The 18,382-nt window shown below is 33.3% G+C and carries 15 protein-coding genes; 5 read left to right on the top strand and 10 right to left on the bottom strand.

Going from position 1 to position 18,382, the window contains the following annotated elements; all coding sequences use genetic code 11:
• Nucleotides 1–25: 25 nt before the first annotated feature.
• Complete coding sequence (locus SCB73_RS01220) at nt 26–862, bottom strand: ABC transporter permease (RefSeq protein ID WP_320568378.1); 837 nt, start codon at nt 860–862, stop codon at nt 26–28.
• A gap of 3 nt (nt 863–865) precedes the next feature.
• The gene (locus SCB73_RS01215; RefSeq protein WP_320568377.1) at nt 866–1,777 is read right to left on the bottom strand and encodes an ABC transporter ATP-binding protein; all 912 of its coding nucleotides are present in this window, start codon (nt 1,775–1,777) and stop codon (nt 866–868) included.
• Nucleotides 1,778–1,871: 94 nt separating this feature from the next.
• On the opposite strand from SCB73_RS01215, the gene SCB73_RS01210 reads away from it, so the two are divergent.
• Both SCB73_RS01210 and SCB73_RS01205 read left to right on the top strand, forming a co-directional pair.
• Nucleotides 1,872–2,924, top strand: a complete 1,053-nt coding sequence (locus tag SCB73_RS01210; RefSeq protein ID WP_320568376.1) for a hypothetical protein — start codon at nt 1,872–1,874, stop codon at nt 2,922–2,924.
• Nucleotides 2,925–3,012: 88 nt separating this feature from the next.
• Nucleotides 3,013–3,870, top strand: a complete 858-nt coding sequence (locus SCB73_RS01205; RefSeq protein WP_320568375.1) for a hypothetical protein — start codon at nt 3,013–3,015, stop codon at nt 3,868–3,870.
• A gap of 173 nt (nt 3,871–4,043) precedes the next feature.
• On the opposite strand, the gene SCB73_RS01200 is transcribed toward SCB73_RS01205, so the two are convergent.
• The gene (locus SCB73_RS01200; RefSeq protein WP_320568374.1) at nt 4,044–7,790 is read right to left on the bottom strand and encodes a metallophosphoesterase; all 3,747 of its coding nucleotides are present in this window, start codon (nt 7,788–7,790) and stop codon (nt 4,044–4,046) included.
• Nucleotides 7,791–7,816: 26 nt separating this feature from the next.
• Here SCB73_RS01200 and SCB73_RS01195 point away from each other — a divergent pair, with 26 nt between their 5' ends.
• A complete protein-coding gene (locus SCB73_RS01195) occupies nt 7,817–9,004 on the top strand; it encodes a Pycsar system effector family protein (RefSeq protein ID WP_320568373.1) in 1,188 nt (395 codons plus the stop codon).
• A gap of 168 nt (nt 9,005–9,172) precedes the next feature.
• On the opposite strand, the gene SCB73_RS01190 is transcribed toward SCB73_RS01195, so the two are convergent.
• The gene (locus SCB73_RS01190; RefSeq protein ID WP_320568372.1) at nt 9,173–11,542 is read right to left on the bottom strand and encodes a GAF domain-containing protein; all 2,370 of its coding nucleotides are present in this window, start codon (nt 11,540–11,542) and stop codon (nt 9,173–9,175) included.
• Between the two features lie 229 nt (nt 11,543–11,771).
• Between SCB73_RS01190 and SCB73_RS01185 the strand changes: the two genes are divergently transcribed.
• Both SCB73_RS01185 and SCB73_RS01180 read left to right on the top strand, forming a co-directional pair.
• Nucleotides 11,772–12,524 (top strand): glucose 1-dehydrogenase, encoded by a 753-nt coding sequence (locus tag SCB73_RS01185; protein WP_320568371.1) that lies wholly within the window; start codon nt 11,772–11,774, stop codon nt 12,522–12,524.
• Nucleotides 12,525–12,597: 73 nt separating this feature from the next.
• On the top strand, nt 12,598–13,179 hold the full coding sequence (locus tag SCB73_RS01180) for a TetR/AcrR family transcriptional regulator (RefSeq protein WP_320568370.1): 582 nt from the start codon (nt 12,598–12,600) through the stop codon (nt 13,177–13,179).
• Between the two features lie 72 nt (nt 13,180–13,251).
• Here SCB73_RS01180 and SCB73_RS01175 read toward each other — a convergent pair whose 3' ends face one another.
• The 6 genes from SCB73_RS01175 to SCB73_RS01150 form a co-directional block, all read right to left on the bottom strand.
• Nucleotides 13,252–14,214: a hypothetical protein gene (locus tag SCB73_RS01175; RefSeq protein WP_320568369.1), complete on the bottom strand. Its 963-nt coding sequence runs from the start codon at nt 14,212–14,214 to the stop codon at nt 13,252–13,254.
• A gap of 10 nt (nt 14,215–14,224) precedes the next feature.
• The gene (locus tag SCB73_RS01170) at nt 14,225–15,262 is read right to left on the bottom strand and encodes a hypothetical protein (RefSeq protein WP_320568368.1); all 1,038 of its coding nucleotides are present in this window, start codon (nt 15,260–15,262) and stop codon (nt 14,225–14,227) included.
• A gap of 189 nt (nt 15,263–15,451) precedes the next feature.
• Complete coding sequence (locus SCB73_RS01165; RefSeq protein ID WP_132989752.1) at nt 15,452–16,510, bottom strand: nucleoid-associated protein; 1,059 nt, start codon at nt 16,508–16,510, stop codon at nt 15,452–15,454.
• 45 nt (nt 16,511–16,555) lie between these two features.
• Nucleotides 16,556–16,915, bottom strand: coding sequence for a four helix bundle protein (locus SCB73_RS01160; protein WP_320568367.1), 360 nt, complete (start codon nt 16,913–16,915; stop codon nt 16,556–16,558).
• A 96-nt stretch (nt 16,916–17,011) separates the two neighbouring features.
• Nucleotides 17,012–17,554, bottom strand: a complete 543-nt coding sequence (locus tag SCB73_RS01155) for an IS1096 element passenger TnpR family protein (RefSeq protein WP_320568366.1) — start codon at nt 17,552–17,554, stop codon at nt 17,012–17,014.
• A 198-nt stretch (nt 17,555–17,752) separates the two neighbouring features.
• Entirely contained in the window at nt 17,753–18,352 is a 600-nt protein-coding gene (locus SCB73_RS01150) for an HPP family protein (protein ID WP_320568365.1), read from the bottom strand.
• Nucleotides 18,353–18,382 lie beyond the last annotated feature (30 nt).

Below are 18,382 nucleotides of genomic sequence, written 5' to 3'. Positions count from 1 at the left end.
AATGAGTCATAGCGTAACAAATATACTACAAATCTCGCTTTTTTAATAATTTATACGAGAAGTAAATGAACAAAAATGTCCAAACTAAAACGATAATAATCGAATAATAGTGTACGCCGTAATCTTTTGTGTTTTCAACTCCAATTTGTGTCCCGATGCTTTTTATAACCGATAATCTTGTAAAAGGTTCAATTATTAAATTTGACATGGCTTCTAAAGGGAAAAATTTCATAATCGTAAAGCCAACAGTACTATTCGGAAAGAGTTTGAAAATCAGAAGACCTTTTGCAATTCCTTCTACGATGTTCCAAACCAAAAGAAATCCTAAGGCAAAAGCAGAACGCTTTACCAAAATTCCCAAGAACAAACAGAACGAAAAGAATCCTGTAAGCTTTACAAAGAATGCTAAAAGGTATTCTAAATCAGAAAAGATAATTCCGAATTCATTGTAAGATGAAAAAGACAATCCGAGAATTAAGCTCATTATAAAAACGAAAACAGTCGAAGCAAATGCAAGAAGCACAACCGTCAGGAATTTTGACCAGATAAATTCTTTTTTGCTTAATCCATCAATTAGATTCTGTTTTAATGTTCCGTAGCTATATTCATTAGCCATCATCGAAACAATTACAATAGCAAGAAACAATTTTAAAATAGCCGCTATATAAGTGTTGAAATGCCAGATAAAAGGAAAATTGAAAATTCCCATTTCGGCTAAATGAAATTTAAATGGCCCGATATCAAATTTTATTGAAGCAATTAATGCGATAAAAGAAAGCAGAATGAAATAAGCCAAAGTCAATATTTTGCTGGCTTTATTTTTCCAGATTTTTTGAAGTTCTATAGAGATAAGTCGGTTCATGGTTTAGTTTTTTTGGATGGTGGCGTTTTTAGTTAATTCTAAAAATTGTGCTTCTAGGCTGTTTCTGCGTTTGACCAAATGATTTAAAACGATGTTTTTTGAGAATAAAAACTGATTTAAATCTGAAGCTGCTAATTCTGATTTTAAGTAAACCAAAATTTTCCCATCTTCGTCTTTGATATGATCGACATTCGGGTGATTGCTCAAAATTGATTTTAAAGCAAGATTGTCATCTGAAGAAATTTCGAAAAAGCCTTCATTGGCAGACATTTCATCAACGGAACCAGAATATAAAATTTCGCCTTTTCGCAAAACCACAACGTGTGAGCACACTTTTTCAACTTCATCTAATAAGTGCGAAGCCAATAAAATTGTTGTTCCCTGCGATGCAATTTCTTTGATAATATCACGAATTTGATGAATTCCTTGCGGATCTAAACCATTCGTTGGTTCATCTAAAATCAAAATTTCAGGATCATTCAAAAGCGCTGATGCAATTGCCAAACGTTGTTTCATTCCTAATGAAAAGGTGCTGAATTTGCTGTCTTTTCTTTCGGTTAAGCCAACAAGATTTAGCTTTTCTTCAATTTTAGAATAATTAATGCTTTTAATTTTGCAGACTAACTTCAGATTTTCTTCGGCCGTCATGTACGGATAAAAGTTTGGACGTTCTATAATTGCGCCTACTTTTTTCAAAGCTTCATGCGTTTGCATTTTTCCGTCAAACCATTTATAATTGCCTGATGTTTCATTTACGACATTCAAAACAATTCCTAAAGTTGTTGATTTTCCGCTTCCGTTAGGACCAAGAATGCCATAAACATGGCCTTTTTGAATGCTAAATGATACATTTTTGAGTGCTTGAATGCGCCCGTATCTTTTGCTGAGATTTTCGATGGTAAGGATGGTTTCCAAATTTTTTCGGTTTTAGTTTTTAGTATGACGAATCAACTTTAATATTGTTACGCTAAATTTTATTTAATGTAAATTTGTATTAAAGATATTCAAAATGAGCGAGCCTTTAATGGTTTTAAAAAAACCTTCATACCCTTTAACACAACCGCTTTTAAGTTATTTAGAAAGATTCGAGCGTATTTCGAAAGTTTCTATTTTTTATGATGACTTGTTGCGATTTTCTGGCTCGATCAATGTTTATGATAAAAACGAAACAGATACTTTGTGGATTCGCGTGTATTACAACGAATTTGAACGAAATGAAATTGATCTCAATCTGAAGAAAATTTATTCGCTTTTGCATTCCGATGGAAATAGCGAAATCATTCAGTTTTTAAATATTGATGCGATTGATTATTGCACTTTTGGGAATTCAAAGCCTTTCAGGATTAAAGTCCGAAATATTCTCAACGACAACTACGTTCATTTTTACATCAAAAAAGCCGATGCGTCCAGAATTTACGGATTGGAATTAGAGGATATTCTTTCGCCTGACAAAATCAACTTTTTGGTTTATAATGATACGTTGATCGAAGAACACATTATCGGGATTCCCGGCGATGTTTTTATGGATACGCTATTGGATAAATGCACCGAAACCGAAAAAGCTCAAATTGCAAAAGAGTTTGTAAAGTTTAATGAGCGTTGCATGATTAGGCTTTTGGGCGATATGCGTGCGTACAATTATGTAATAGTTCCAATTCATGATTTTGATCAAGTGGTTTATAAAATTCGCCCGATTGATTTTGATCAGCAATGTTATGAAGGAAATTTCAAAGTGTATCGTCCGCAATTTTTCAAAGAAAATTATCCGATGATTCAGTTGATTAAAGAGAAATTGGAGGAACGTTCGATAATTCAATATAAAGATGAAGAAAGAGCGATTTTGGCAAAACGAATCCATTCGGCAGAAACAAGAATCAAAAAATTACTCAATATAATGTGCCACGATACCATTTCGACGCCCGAACATTTGAATCAGCTCAAAATGGAATTGTATCGCTATACCAATGATATGAAATTTAAAAATGCCAAATCAATGGGACATATCATGCACGCTGCATTTGAGTTTATCACGCGTAATTTTAAAAACACTAACTTAGTTTAAAAGTTTTAGCCAAAGATTAAAAGGATTAAAAAGATTTTTTCGCCATTTTTAATCCTTTTAATCTGTGGCTAAACAAAAAAATAATCTTATGAAAAAATCTTTTTTAATAGCCGTTTCTATTGTTTTATTGGCTTGTCAGCAAGAGTCAAATAGTAATTTCAAAACGCTTTTTTCGCTTCCAAAGAAATTAAAAGAAGTTTCTGGAATTACATATTTCCCTGAAACAAAAATGATTTATACTCTGGAAGACAGCGGAAACAAAAACGCCATTTATGCAATTGATTCGAAAGGGAAATTAGCCCAAACAATAACAATTTCAAATGCTAAAAATGTAGATTGGGAAGATATTACAAAAGATAAATTGGGAAATATTTACATTGGTGATTTCGGAAATAATGACAATACGCGACGTGATTTATGCATTTATAAAGTAGCAAAAAATCAGCTGAATAAAGATGTGGCTTCCGCCGAATATAAAATCTCTTTTTCATATCCAGAACAAACCGAATTTCCTCCAAAGAAAAAAGAACTGTTTTATGATGTTGAAGGTTTTTTTGAACTAAACGGCTATTTTTATCTTTTTACAAAAAATAGAAGCAAAGGTTTTGACGGAACCGCTTTTATCTACAAAATCAAAAATGCAAAAGGAACTCAAAAAGCAGTAAAAATAGGCGAGTTCCAAACCTGTAGCAACTACAATCATTGTGTATTGACAAGTGCGACAATTAGTCCCGATGGAAAAAAAGTTGCCTTGTTAAGCCATGATAAAATTGTTTTGTTCAAAGATTTCAAAGGCGATTTGTTCCACAAAGGAAAACAGATTGAATTAAGCCTAAATCATTTTTCACAAAAAGAAGCAGCAGTTTTTAAAGACAACAACACCCTACTAATAGCCGACGAAAAAGCCGATAAAATAGGAGGGAATGTTTATGAGTTTAAGCTCTAAGGTTCTAAGTTGCTAAGATACTAAGGGACTAAGTTTTAATATAGTATTAAAAAAACGTCCACGAATTCACGAATTATTTGCCACAAAGATTCGTGAATTCGTGGACGTTTTTTTATTCGGTTGCTATAAAAAACTTAGCATCTTAGAACCTTAGTATCTTAGCGTCTTTTTTTTTAAAAGCTATAAGCCGCTCCAAAAATAACTCTTCCAGGTTCATCAGGAGATTGGAAATAAGATATTCTAGCTGTTACAAGATTAATCGCATTCAGCCATAATCCGCCACCGTAATCTTGATGCCATTTTCTTGAATTTTCGCCATCAAGCCAGATTCTTCCGTAGTCGAATCCACCCAGAATTCCGTAGGTTAAAGGAGCAACAGTTTTGTGGATTTTTCCAAGAGTGAAACGCAGATCAGAGCTTTGTGAAAAATAAGAATTTCCTAAAAAGCGCTCGTTTCTATAACCGCGCAAGTCTGTGTCGCCTCCTAAAGTTGCACCATGATAAAAATCAAAATTGTTGTTCAAGATTGCTTTTCCCTTAAGAAATGTAGCCAAAACTAATTTTCCGTTATGATCGATTTTATGCGTAAAACCTAAAATACTTTCCAGCGTTGGGAAATTTTGTTTGGTATCGCTCAAGTTTGTAGCCCACATTCCCGAAAGCATAAAATAGATTCCAAGCGTTGGTTTTGCCACAAAATCAGAATTTTTGAAAACATATTTCGCCTTTAAAGCACCATAAACTTGGCTATCAAATACATTTGGATTTATAATTCCTGGAATATCAATAAATCGGTTTTCAGTTTCCTCAACCGTTAATCTTTGAAGAATTGGCTGTATGCTGAATTCGCTTCCAAAACGCCCGACATGTCTTGCAGCGCCAGCAACAGTAAATTTTCTAATTCTAACTCTGTTGTAATCCATCCCAAATTCGTCATCATTATTTACAGTTTCGTTTCCGTAGCCAAAATAGTTCATCGCAAAATTTGGTGTAGTCAGTTGTGAATCAACGTCAATTACCCATTTTCCTAATAATCCCGGAAAATGTGCTGCATAAGTCAACTCAAAACCTCCTGTTGCAAAATAATAGAAACCGTTTAAAATGTGTTTTTGCGTATAAGGATTTTGTTTGAAATTATTTACAGTATAATTTAAGTTAAAACCTAATTTTACACCATCATCAGGATTATAGCCAATACTTGGGAAACCAGCAATAAAATTGTATTTAGGCTTTTCGTAATTGTACAAATTCACATCATAATCGTCTGTAAGTTGTGTTTTTGCCTTTGTACCGAGGCCTCGGGACAAGTTATAGGTGTTTTCTTTTGATTTGAAATCGTAGACAATCACTTTTCGTCCGTTTTCAATATTATAAGTGTCGTTGTTTTGACCGCCAATCAAACGAATTTTAATATTTGATTTATGATTTCCTTTTACTTCGAAAATATCGTTATCATCAAGTCCATAAATCCATAAGTTAACCGTTTTATCATCGGTTACTGTTTTGGTGTAAACCAAATCATCTCCTTCTTTTTTAACACGATAAACTTGAATTTCGATGCTTTTTTGGGCGTTATGATTGATTACAAATTTGTCTTTTTTATCAGTTCCGGCAATCATTACAGTACGACTCAACACATCAAAATATTCTGCAGCATATTTTTGAAGATCTTTTTTTCTGCTTTTTAATTTTTGTTTGATTTCATCAACAGTTTCGTCCTGAACTTCTTTTGGCATATTTTTAAAAGCGGTATCAATATCAGCATCTGATAAATTTTCTTGAATATATTTTGCTTGTTCGATCCAATCTTTTTCTTCGGCTGTTCTTAAAAATGCCAAATCAAGTGGATAAGGTTCTCTTCCAAGCCATTTTACATTGATTCTGTCGCCTTTAAAAGTACGCATATGACGAAGCGGAGGCATGTTCATTATCAACGAAAGCAAAGCGCCATCGTATTTCACAAAAGCTTGGTCGCGATCGCGCGGAATTGGTTTGTAAACAACTTTGCCGTCTTGTTTGTATTCGCCCCAGCGCCATTGATCGCTGTGTCTGTCCCAATCGCCTATTAAAATGTCAAACAAACGCGCTTTTATATATTCTTTTTGATCAACAGAATATTTTTCATCTTTATGAAGATTCAACATCATATCATCAGTACTGATAATGTCTGATGGATTTCCAAAACTCTTTGCATCCAAATGATTGTCGGCAGGACGTTCTTCAACCATATATAGTTGATCTCCGTAGCCAGCGTTAAATTCTTTTAAGCCATTTTGTTTCGGAATGTAGTATAAAATTGGGTTTGAGTGTGCAAGGCCAATTTGATCAGACATACTTCCTGTTACAAACGATGCATAAGGATGAGAGGTCGTGTAAAAATCATACAAAAAGTTTTCTGTATATGTTTTTTCAAAATCATTTACAATGTATTGATCTTTAAAAGCCACTGATTGTAAAAATGTTGTGGCACTTTTTTTCATGGCGCGCATGATATATTCACGACCTTTTGGATCAGACATTCTTAAAGAAATCGATTGGTGACCACCGCCTTCACGGATAGGTTTCAAACCGCCCATCAAAGTGTCAACTGTTGCAACTCGTGCTTCAATTGGCATGCTGTAATATTTTCTGTAATGTTGCCCGAATAAAAATCTGTGAAACATGCTTTTATCGGTCATGTCTTTTGTATAAATCGAAGTCGTAATTTTTGAAGGAAAATTATTTGGAATATCGGAACCCCAATTAATTTCTTTGGCTTTTATGATTTCACGCTCAAAAAGCAGTTTTTCTTTGTTGTTTTCATTTCCAAAATAAGAAACTTTTGCGTCGCCACTTTTGTATAAAGTTAGTGTTGCATAACCATTTCCTCCATACGAAAAATCATTTTCGCTGATTGCTCTTGCTGCTTCAGATTTTGACCCTGCACCGCTGATAATCTGCTGAATGTTTTCTTTGCTGATGTATTGCAGATTATGATCATGGCCAGAAACGACAATGACATTTTTCTGCTTTTGCAAAAGCGTTTTAATTCGTTTTGCATAAATTGTATATTGTTTATTTTGAAGATCCTGCGGATTTGCACCAGATGTTTTTCTCAGCAAATTAATGAAAGATCCTATAATAGGAAGCGGAATTTTGTTCTCCAAAGGAAATAATTGTTTTTCCATTGAAAATTGGCCACCGTGTGTTCCGTTGCTTAACAAAGGATGGTGAATGGCAATGATTACTGTTTTTTCTTGATTTTTATTTAAGATGCCTTCTAGTGCGTCAAAAAAATCTTCTCTGGTTTTGATTTCGCAATTGTCATTTATTGTAGGATGATTGTTCCAGTCTTCCAGGAACCATTCGCTGTCAATTGTGACTAACGTTGCAGTACTGTCAATTTTCACATCTTCAATCGGGCAGGCTTTTCTAGGCAGGAATGCTTTTTTGTCGTTTAGATATTTGGTTACAAAATCGGCTTGACGTTCTAGGCCTTTGATACCGTTATACCAATCGTGATTTCCAGGAATAAAAATGGTTTTTCCTTTAAAACCTTCTGCTAATTTTAATTGATTGGTCAGTTTTGTTTCGGCCAGAGCCTTGTCTTCGGCATTTTTATCAGCAGGAAAACCTTTTGGGTAAATATTGTCTCCGAGAAATAAAAGTGTTGATTTTTTGCTCGATTTCTTCAACTTTTGATGCAAAAGCTCCAGTGTTTGCTGGGCTTGCGCTTCATCAGCGTTTCCAGCATCTCCAACCAAATAAAAGGTATGTGCAATTTTTATGGTGTCTGTCGCGTTTTCCGTTTCGTTGGCGCTTACATTTTTTCCGTATTGTGCTTTACGTGTTGCACAGGAATATAAAATAACTATGGCGGTTATTGCCAAAGAATAGTTTTTAATCTTGGCAATAAAATGATTATCCAAAAACAATTTCATAATTTAGTGGTATAAAAATATTCTTTATGAATCTAATAGAACAATCCGAGGATTTTGTCGGTAATTTACTCAAAGATAAACTTTCTAATTTATATTCTTACCATAATTTTAACCATACTTTGACAGTAGTTACTGCGGTAAAAGAGTTGTGCAAGAAAGAAAACGTTGATGATGATGATAAAAAAGCACTTTTAGTGGCTGCATGGTTCCATGATACGGGATATATTGAAGGTTATGAGAATCACGAAAAGGAAAGCGTAAAAATTGCGGAAACTTTTTTGAAGGAAAAAGGACAATCAAATGAATTTATAGCTGAAGTTTCAAATTTGATTTTGGCAACAACTAAGGAATATGTGCCGAAAACGCATTTAGAAAAAATAATTAAAGATGCTGATTATGCGCATTTAATGGGAACAGAATATGTTACAACTTGCGAATTGCTTCGTTTAGAATTAAAAAATACAGGGATTGTGACATTTTCGAATGCAGAATGGACAAAAGAGAATTTGAATTTCCTATTGAATAAACATCGTTTTTATACCGATTATGCCTTAAGAAAATGGCAACCTTTGAAAGAAAAAAATCTGACTTTGATTCAGAAGAAAATAAACAAACAAGAATTGAAAGCGGCTTCGGCAATTGAAGAAGAAAATAAAAAGAAAGAAAAAGCCGAAAAAGCTGATAAACCAGAACGTGGAATTGATACTTTATTTCGCGTGACGCTCGGAAATCATACGCGTTTAAGCGGTATTGCCGACAGTAAAGCAAATATTTTATTGTCTGTAAATGCCATCATTATTTCGATTGCACTTTCGTCTATTATTCCAAAATTGGACAGCCCGAAAAATGCGCATTTGGTTATTCCTACCTTTATAATGCTTATCTCGAGCGTTGTTACAATCATTTTTGCGATTCTTTCAACGCGACCAAAAGTGACTTCAGGATTTTTTACACGTGACGATGTTGAAGCTAAAAAAGTGAACTTGATGTTTTTTGGAAATTTTTATAAAATGCCTTTTGAAGAATACGATTGGGCAATGAATGAAATGATGAAAGACCGAGATTATTTGTATTCGACTATGATAAAAGATTTATATTATCTAGGATTGGTTTTGCAACGCAAATACAACTTATTGCGAATTGCGTATAATCTGTTCATGGTTGGAATAATTATTACTGTAATTGCTTTTGTAATTGCTTTTAGGTCGATTTAGTTTGAGTGTATTTATAGACGCTGATAAAACGGATTCGCTATCGCGAAGACACTGATAAAACGGATTTTTAATTTTTAAAAAATCAATCTGTGTTCATTCGCGTCTTCGCGATAGCGAATCCGTTTCATCCGTGTTCTATTTACAGCCAACAAAAAAAGCTCAACTAAGTTAGTTGAGCTCATCTAATAAATCTTGATATGTAATTTTTTTCGTTGTTGAACTGACCGTGTTATTGATGACTTTTACGCGAATGGCTCTCAATCCCGAAACACCTTGCAGATCTTCTACTTCAAATTGCTCAATTGCAGGTTCAAGTATTTTTTTGTGTTGCAAATACTTGATGTATTTTAAGTATTCTGTTTCTTCATTGTTTTGAGAATAAACAATTGTGATTTTCTCTTTCTCTGTAATTCGTTCGTTTGTTCCCTTAATATGCGATTTGTCGATTCGTTTTTTAACGACTTCATATCTTGCATTGTAAGTTCCGTCAACGTCAAAACGTTTTTCATCCATTCTAAAACGGATAGAAAGTGGTGCGCTAAAAACTAATATTAAAGACGTAACATCTAATTCATACGGAAGTGATTCCTTAAGCTGATGATGTTCTAATTCCATTTCGCACAAAGTCTGCAATTGCCATAATCTTAAATTATGCAAATACATGATGTCGAAAGGCTTAGTAGGCGAAATTGATGCGCCAATATATAAATTATGTTCTACTCCGTCGGTTTTAAAACGCTCATAATAATGCGGATAAATTTGTTGCGCATCTAATTGCTTTTTATCTAAAACCGAAGCCAATTTTTTGTTGATGATAGACATTGCGTTATCAAACTTTTTTCTTTCTTGATAAAACAAGCCCGATTTTTCATCCAAACTTTCAAAATACAAAGCTTCTAATTCTTCATTTTTGGCATTGCCTTTTGTGTTTTTTAATATCGGATGAATTTCTTCTTCAATATAACGCTGAATATGTTGTTCGGTATCTGCTTTTAGCGGAAAATCCAATTCGCTTCGAAGCGATTCCAATTCAAATTTTCTTTGTTCCAAAAGCACAAGGTTCGAATTCGGTTTTTGGTTGTCGAAAATTTCCAAAAGAGCGGTCAATTGATTTTTCAGGTCAATTTTCACGGTTTCATTTCGATGCTCAGATGACCCTTTAATATCAATTTGTCCGTAAAGCGGATATACATTTTTAAAGACAATTTCTTTAAAAATATAATCTTTTGTATGATTGATATTTTGAAAATAGTTTTGAGATTCTTTTCTGAATTTCCAATAAACGCTAGGGTGAATCGTGGTATATTCACGCTGAATAATTGCCTCGATTTGATGTTGCATATCGGTATTGTAACGATCAATAGTATCGGTTAAATATGGCAAAATCAATTCTAGTTTTGTGGCGTTCACACTATTTAGATCTCTTGGATATTCAGAAACCAATTCAACAACGCCCAATAATTGTTCATCTTTGATGACTGGTGCAAAAACACAGCTTTTGATACCTTGGCTCAATAAATGTTCTCCAAGTTTTTTATTAGGAGATTCTTCAATGAATTTTTCGACATTCGAAATCACAAAAGGCTCTTTATTGTTTAAAAGATTTTCAAATGAACAGCCAAAAAAAGCATTTTTACAATCTACTTCTTGATCTGTTTTCAATAGAAAACTCTGCATTTGATTGTCGAACTTGATTGGTCGTATAAATTTTTCTTCTTCCGGATTGTAAATAATGAATCCCACTTTTAAACTCGGAATCCTAAATATTGATCTAAAAATACTTTCAATAATGTCAGTTGAAGTAACGCGGGTTGAATCAGGTTTTAATAAATTACTTTTTAAGTTTGAAATGGCACTTTCGGTTGTCGCATCAAACAAAGAAACAATTCCGAAACCTTTTAAAACCCAGCTTCTCGGCGGAAATTTAGATTTCCATAATTCGATATCATTATAATTGTCAATTAACTCGTCAATATCGTTCTGTGTTAATTCTAAAGCTCTTTCCGTTGGCATGATTTCCATAAAATCTGCATTATAGAGGATTCTGTAATGTCTCTCTATTCCTCTTTCGTCTGGAATATCGTAGAAAAAAGGTCGGTTGAAATCAATTTGCTGATTGTAATAATAGCTCAAAATCAAACAGCAGTTGTTGATGTAAAATTGATGACCATCAAAATCACGAATTTCCATGTAAAATTCATCTCCAGCATTGCGCAGAATTTTTTTGAAACGTTCTGTGTAATTAAATGAAATATTTTGGAAAGGAATAGTGATGGCCTTTATTTCGTTATGCGTCAAAGCGGTAGGAAATAAATCGGCAGTTATATTTTTGATTAAACCTTCGTTATTTTTTATGATGTCATAATTATGAATCCCAGTTCTGAATTCCGGAAAAGCTTCAACTTCTTTCAGAATAGCTTTGGCGTAGTTGGAGCGATAATCGACATTGGATAAAGCAATTTCCTCAAAAGATTCAATTAATTTATGAAATGAGATTATGGTTTCGAAAGGACTTTCATGTGGTAAAAGACGTTCCATCTGTTTTTGTTTTAGGAATACAAAATTAAGCAAATATTAAGAATCGCCGACATTTCGTAATTTCTTTCATTTATAGTCACATAGTTATTTCCTTTATAAATAAAGGGTTAAAATCTGACGACCTAAATTTTAACTAAAAATTAACATCAATAATAACGGAACGATCGTTCCGTTATTATATCTTTGCACCATAATAATTGAATAATCAATAACTTAAAAAACAAATAAAATGAAAAATTTAGAAAACAAAGTTGCTATAGTAACAGGTGGAAACAGTGGAATTGGATATGCAGCTGCAGCTGATTTGGCAGCAAAAGGCGCAAAAGTAATTGTAACAGGAAGAAACAGAGAAGCTTTAGAAAAAGCAGAAAAAGAATTGAATGTTACTGGAATTGTAGCTGATCAATCTGATTTAAAATCAATTGATAATTTAGTTGAAGAAGTAAAAACAAAATTCGGAAAAGTAGATATTTTGTTTTTAAATGCCGGAATTGCAGCTTTTGCTCCAGTTGATTTTGCTTCAGAAGATCATTATGACAGTATCATGAATGTGAATGTAAAAGGAGTTTATTTTACAGTTCAAAAAGTATTGCCAATTTTAAATGACGGTGGTTCTATCATTTTTAATACTTCAGTAAATGCGCACGTTGGAATGCCAAATTCAAGTGTTTACGCCGCAAGTAAAGCTGCAGTGTTGTCACTAAATAAAGTATTTGCAACAGAATTGGCTCCAAGAAAAATCAGAGTGAATGCTGTTTCTCCTGGGCCAGTTGAAACTCCATTGTATGGAAAACTTGGTTTGCAAAAAGAAGAAGTAGAAGGGTTTGGAACTGTTTTAGGTGAAAAGATTTTATTAAAACGTTTTGGTCAATCTGCTGAAATTGCAAAAACAGTTTCGTTCTTGGCTTCAGACGATTCATCGTTCATTACTGGAACTGAAATTGTAGTTGACGGTGGACTTACTGTCAATGCTGTTGTATAATTTTTTTGACTAATTCAGGAACGATTGTTCTGTATTTTTGGTATCTTTGTGAAGAAATTTAATTTTGGATATCATGGCTAGAACAAAAGAATTTAACGAAGATCAGGCTTTAGATAAAGCAATCGAGATTTTTTGGCATAAAGGTTACAATGGAACTTCTGCACAGGATTTGGTAAATCATTTAGGATTGAGCCGTTCTAGTTTGTATGATACTTTTGGAGATAAGCAAAAGCTTTTTGTAAAGTCATTAAAAAGATATCAGCAGAAAAACCATGAGATTCTTAAAGAGTTTTTAGGAAATGCTGCAAATATAAAAACGGCTTTTACAGAAATCTTTAAACAAGCAGTTGCTGAAAGTCTGCAAGACCGAATTACGAAAGGCTGTTTTATGGTTAATTCATCAGTCGAATTGGCGATGCACGATCCTGAAATTGCAAAAATTGTTCATGATAATCAGAAAACGGTTGAAGATATTTTTTGTCAAGCGATCAAAAAAGGACAAGATTTGGGACAAATTTCTGATAAGCAAGAGGCGCGATCATTAGCTCGTTTTATCTTTAATAATTATTCGGGAATCCGAGTTTTGGCACGAGCAGGCGAGAGAGACAAGCAAGTTTATGATGATATTTTAAAATCGATTTTCGCTCTTTTTTAGAAAATCAATTGTGATAAAAAACGGCAGTTACAAATGTAACCGCCGTTTTTTTTATTTAGGAAAATTGAAAAGTTATTTTAATTGCATGGTAACGTTTTCAAGTACAGTCATAGTCATAGTGTTTCCTTCTCCGTATTTACTATGCGTCTTTATATAATATTTGTCGGTTTCATATTGAATGCCGGTAGAATCTTTTAATTCTTTGATAACTTGTTCTTTAGGTATTTTGAAGTTGCCAACTGCAAAATCCTTGTTGTGTATATATAACAACATTTTGTTTGATGGATGAACAAAAACAAGTTCTTTTTTCAGGTTATTGATAAATCCGAATCCACCAATTTCACTTTCTTGTGGTTTCCATCCGCCACTAATTTGTTTCAGAGATTTCTCTAAATTGGCCGCATCTTTTACAGTAATAAATTTTTCTAAATCCTTGAATTCTAAACTTCTGTTGGATATGTTTTTGAAATTTTTGATGCTTTCGTCATCAACCAAAACTCTGAAAATTTGTGGATTTTGTGGCAAATAAATAATTTCTACCTCTAATCCGACTCCTACTTTTCGATACGCTTCTGATGAAATATCGGTTACCACTTTATTTACTTTATGATCAGCAGAGGTAAAAGTTAGCGAAAGCGTATAATCAGTATGTGAACCGCTACGAGATGATTCGGTTGTTTCAGAAAAACCGCTGTCAATAGTGGCAGTTCCAAAAACACCCTCTTTTTTGATTTTTTTCTCCAAACGACCGCTAAAATTACTATTGATTATAATTGATCCGAAAAGAAATGTAGCGATAGGCACTATATACATCAATGGATTGCCTGCATTTGGATTTTCGGAATTAAAATAGGATAATTCAGAAAGAGAATTAATTCCGGCGATGCCAAGAAAAATAAAAAATGCAACTAATAGAGAAGTTACAATTCCGATTGCCCATCCGCTTGAATTGTACTGCGTTTCAGGAATTAAAAAGAAACAAAGAAAAACTGTAATGACTGCGAATAAATACCATTTTAGGTTGCTAAAGTTCATGATTTTGGGTTTAAGTTTTTTCGATTGAATTCATGGTGCCTGTTCCACTGATTAGGTAGGTGTATTCGATATTATTCGAGTCCAGGATTTTTATTTCGGCACTGTATTTATTGTTTCCGTAGAAAGAGAATTTGCTGTTTTCAGTATTTTCCAGAGTGAATTTTGTTGGTTTCGATTCTGTTCCGGCACTTATTTCCATCGGTAATTTTGCATTCCATGGTATTGAATTCGAGATATTCTTAATAGATAAAATTTTAAAAGCACTACTGCTGTTCGTTAATTCGATCTGAATTACTTTATAATCAATATAGGTTTGTGTGATGTTGATTTTTGGTTCGAATTTCCTTTCGATTGAAGTTATCGCATACAATTTTTTTGACCCCAACAAATCTTGACCTTTATAACTATAGTCTTTTGTAGCTTCATAATCGAGATTTAATGCTTTTTTTAAGAGAGCTTTTGAGATAGAAATCGTGTCTAAGTTGCCTTTGTTGTCATTATAACATTCGTCCAGTTCCAATTGCGATGAATTAAGAAAGAACCCCGGAATGAGACTAAACATAATTTTATCATGATAGATTTTTTCAACCTTCAGGTACATTATCGCATCTGAAGAGTTGTCTTTTGTATCTTGAAGTGTATAGAATTGATTTGTGGCAGGATCATCAATATCTTTAGTTAATTTCACGACATTTTGTGAAAAATTTTCAATATTCTGTTTTTCATAATTGTGTTCCTTAATTTTTTCACTTAGGTAATAAGCAAAAAATCCAAAACAGACTAATAACGGAATAGAATATGTGTACCAAGGGCTTCGTACTTTGATATTTCGTCTTTTTATTTCTCGGATGTATTCTACCGGAAGTTCGTATAATTCTCCATCTTTTCTTATTCCCCAAATTTTTCCAGTTCCGAAAAAAGGAATCCAGTAAATGTGAAAATATTTTTGACGAATTTCAATTGTATAGCCAATATTGTTGCTGAGGCCAATTTCGTGAGGATAAATATCTTTTATTTTAAAATTTTGAGTACCGAAAAATATTCTCATATTGAGGCTGTAGGTTTAAGTAAGTAGTTTAGGGTTAAATATTGTTGTTGGCGAATATATAAAAACTTGTTAAATAACCTACAATTTTAGAATCATTACTTTTGAAAAAATGTTGTTGAAATAAAAAACGGCAGCTACAAATGTAACTGCCGTTTTCTGTTTTAAGTAAGTAATAGAAAATGAAAACCCTTAGTTTTTCTCTTCCTTGTTGAAGTAAACTAAGTAGTAATACATTTGTTTTTCTTCATCCCAGCCTTTTTCAACAAATTTTTCTGCGCTTTCGGGATTAATAAAATCCATTTTGATTTGAATGTGAGTATCCAGATTAATTACATTTTTAATCGATTTTCTAGCGTCAGAAACTGCTGCGTTGGCAATAGGGAATGAGGTAACATCTTCGATGCTGTATTTTTCTCCTTTATCAACTTTATAGTTTTTAAATTCAGGAATCAAATCAGGATTGTCTAGTACTTCATTCAAGAAATTCTGTTCTTCAAACTGATCATTTTTAGCGAAATAATTCACAGATCGGTTCATAAACATTACCTCCTCTTTCTTGTCTTCTGCTGGCAAAACCACATCTTTTGCGAAGTTTTGACAGAATTTTAAATATTTTTTAGTTATGAAATTTTCATCTTCAAAAGCATCTACAGATAAAAAGTGTTCTAACCAGTAACGCGCGTCATAACGATTGCTGTCTACAGTTAGGATTTTGTATCCTTCTTCTTTTTTATAGTTGAAAATCAAACATCCTTTGTCTAGCTTACTCAAGTTGATTCCTTGCTGTAAAATCATTTCAAGATTGCTTCCGTTTTCTTCAAACTGTAAAAAGTCTGCTTGTAATTCACTTTTAAAAATTCCAATTGCATCAACAACATTATTATCAATGCTTAAGTTGGTCAAATAAGTTACGTAAACCTCTCCGTTTTTAATATGCGGGTGATTTGACTGCTCAAATAAATGTTTTGTAATGTTTTTAGAAACCTCATGAACATTTGACGGATTAGCAAAAATCTCCGTTGCATATTTAAACATGTCGTTGTAATCCAAGTCCACTTCGTGTGCAAACTGATAATAGTTTTCTTCTTTTTCTCTAAAAGGCTTAAAAAAGAATTCTTTAATCAAAGGAACAATTTCATCATTAAGATTAAACGGTTGCTCTGATAAAAAAATCGCTTCGTTACGGCTCTTGTTTCCTACGCGGTGTATTGACAGCGTGTCGATGTGGGTGTTGAAAAGGTTGATCATTTTTTTGAGTTGCTGAGATTCTAAGTTTCTAAGATACTAAGTTTTTTAGATAGTGTCTTTTATTTTTTTGATTAACGACGCTAGCATTCTTTCGATCTCTCTACTGTCCTCATATAAAAGGTTAAATTCTTCTTCGTTTATATAAATTATATTTTTTGCAATTTCAAGTTGGGTCTGCATTTCAAATAAAGAGCCGAGAGAAATATATAAAAATCGTAAAAAATCTTTATTACTTTCTCTTCCAGATCCTTCTGCAATGTTACTTGGAATTGATACTGAACTTCGACGTATTTGCGAAGTTAATCCAAAAGTTTCTTCTTTTGGGAAAGTTCTTGTTGTTTTATAAACTTTTGTAACTAAGGAAATTGATTTCTGCCAGACCAAAATCTTTCTAAAATGACTCATTAACTTATTTTTTTAATCAAATCTAAAAATTAGAAAAATCTTTCAAAAAAATAAAAACTCAGAATCTTAGAGTCTTAGCATCTTAGCAACTTAACGTTAGTTCCAATTCTCCTCAAATCCATAATCTTCGAAGCTGTCATCACCTTCGAACATGTCAAGATCGTCTTCGTCTAAATCGTCTTCAAATTCGCCATAGATATCGTCGTGCATGTTATCGGCTTCAAAGTTTTTTTCGTGAGCTTCGTCTGGCATTTCACCGTGAGAAAACAAAGTTTCTGGATACGTTGCTCCAACAGCTTCATCTTCGATTGCAGCTAATTCAACTAAGAAAGTCCACATGCTGATAAAATCATAAACGTAGATAATCTTTGTGTTTTCTTTGTCTAAAATACTAGATAACGGATAATCGTTCATGGTTCTCATTTCGCCAGGAACATCTCCTGTGTCAAAAAGCGGAATTTCATCTTCTTGATTCCATGTATCATCACAAGTATAAAATGAAGCCACTTCTGATCCGTCAAAGCCAAAAGCATTGAAGATTGCATTGTGTAAATCCTCAAGAGTATCTTCCTCAAGAATTGCAATGTCTCTAAAAATATCTTCTTCGGCGTCTAGAATAACTCTAAATTTATAAACCATAATCTTTGTTTTTATTGAGAGGTCAAAGGTAAAATATAAAAAACGAAATACGAATTCTGAATTACGATTTGTTGAAAAGATTTTTTCGATTTTCTGATTAATTGATGTGGATTGTCAGGCTGAGCGGAGTCGAAGCCCCGCACCGATAGGAAAGCCCTTAGACTCCACTCAGGGTGACAGTACGATAAAAAATAGAGATTACTTCCCAGTCAATCTTTTTCGAATCTTATGATAATGTTTATGATAGGTACTGTGGCTAGGATAACTTCTGCTTGAAGTCATATTATTAAAAATGAGAGCCGTTACAAACAAAATCAGGACTCCGGTTAAAACAGGAGAAATCACATACATATATCCCAAGCCTTTAATTTGTGCAGAACCTGTGACAGCAATTAAAGCCGTTGCGCCTCCTGGCGGATGCAGTGTTTTAGTAATCTGCATAAAAATAATAGAAAGCGAAACAGCAAGCGGAGCCGTTAACCAGACAATATCAGGAACCAGTTTGCCAACTGTAACGCCAATAAAAGCTGAAATCAAATGACCTCCAATTAAATTTCGCGGTTGCGAAAACGGACTTTGGATGATGCCATAAACTAAAACACTTGATGCTCCAAAAGAGCCAATTAAGAAAACAACATCCGATCCGTAAAAGTGGGAAGACTCAAGATATGCCAGAATTCCAATGCCGACAAAAGATCCTAGAAATGACCAAAAATGTTCTTTATAATCTACTAAAGTTTCTTTGTATAGAATGTAGCGTGTCTTTCTGTAGCTTCTTTTTATTTTTTGAACAGGCATAGTATTGCGGTATTATTTTGCTCGTTATGT

The organism is Flavobacterium sp. KACC 22761, assembly GCF_034058155.1.
GTDB lineage: Bacteria > Bacteroidota > Bacteroidia > Flavobacteriales > Flavobacteriaceae > Flavobacterium.
Note: the sequence above shows the minus strand (reverse complement) of the source record. Positions and strands in the feature narration are given on the sequence as shown.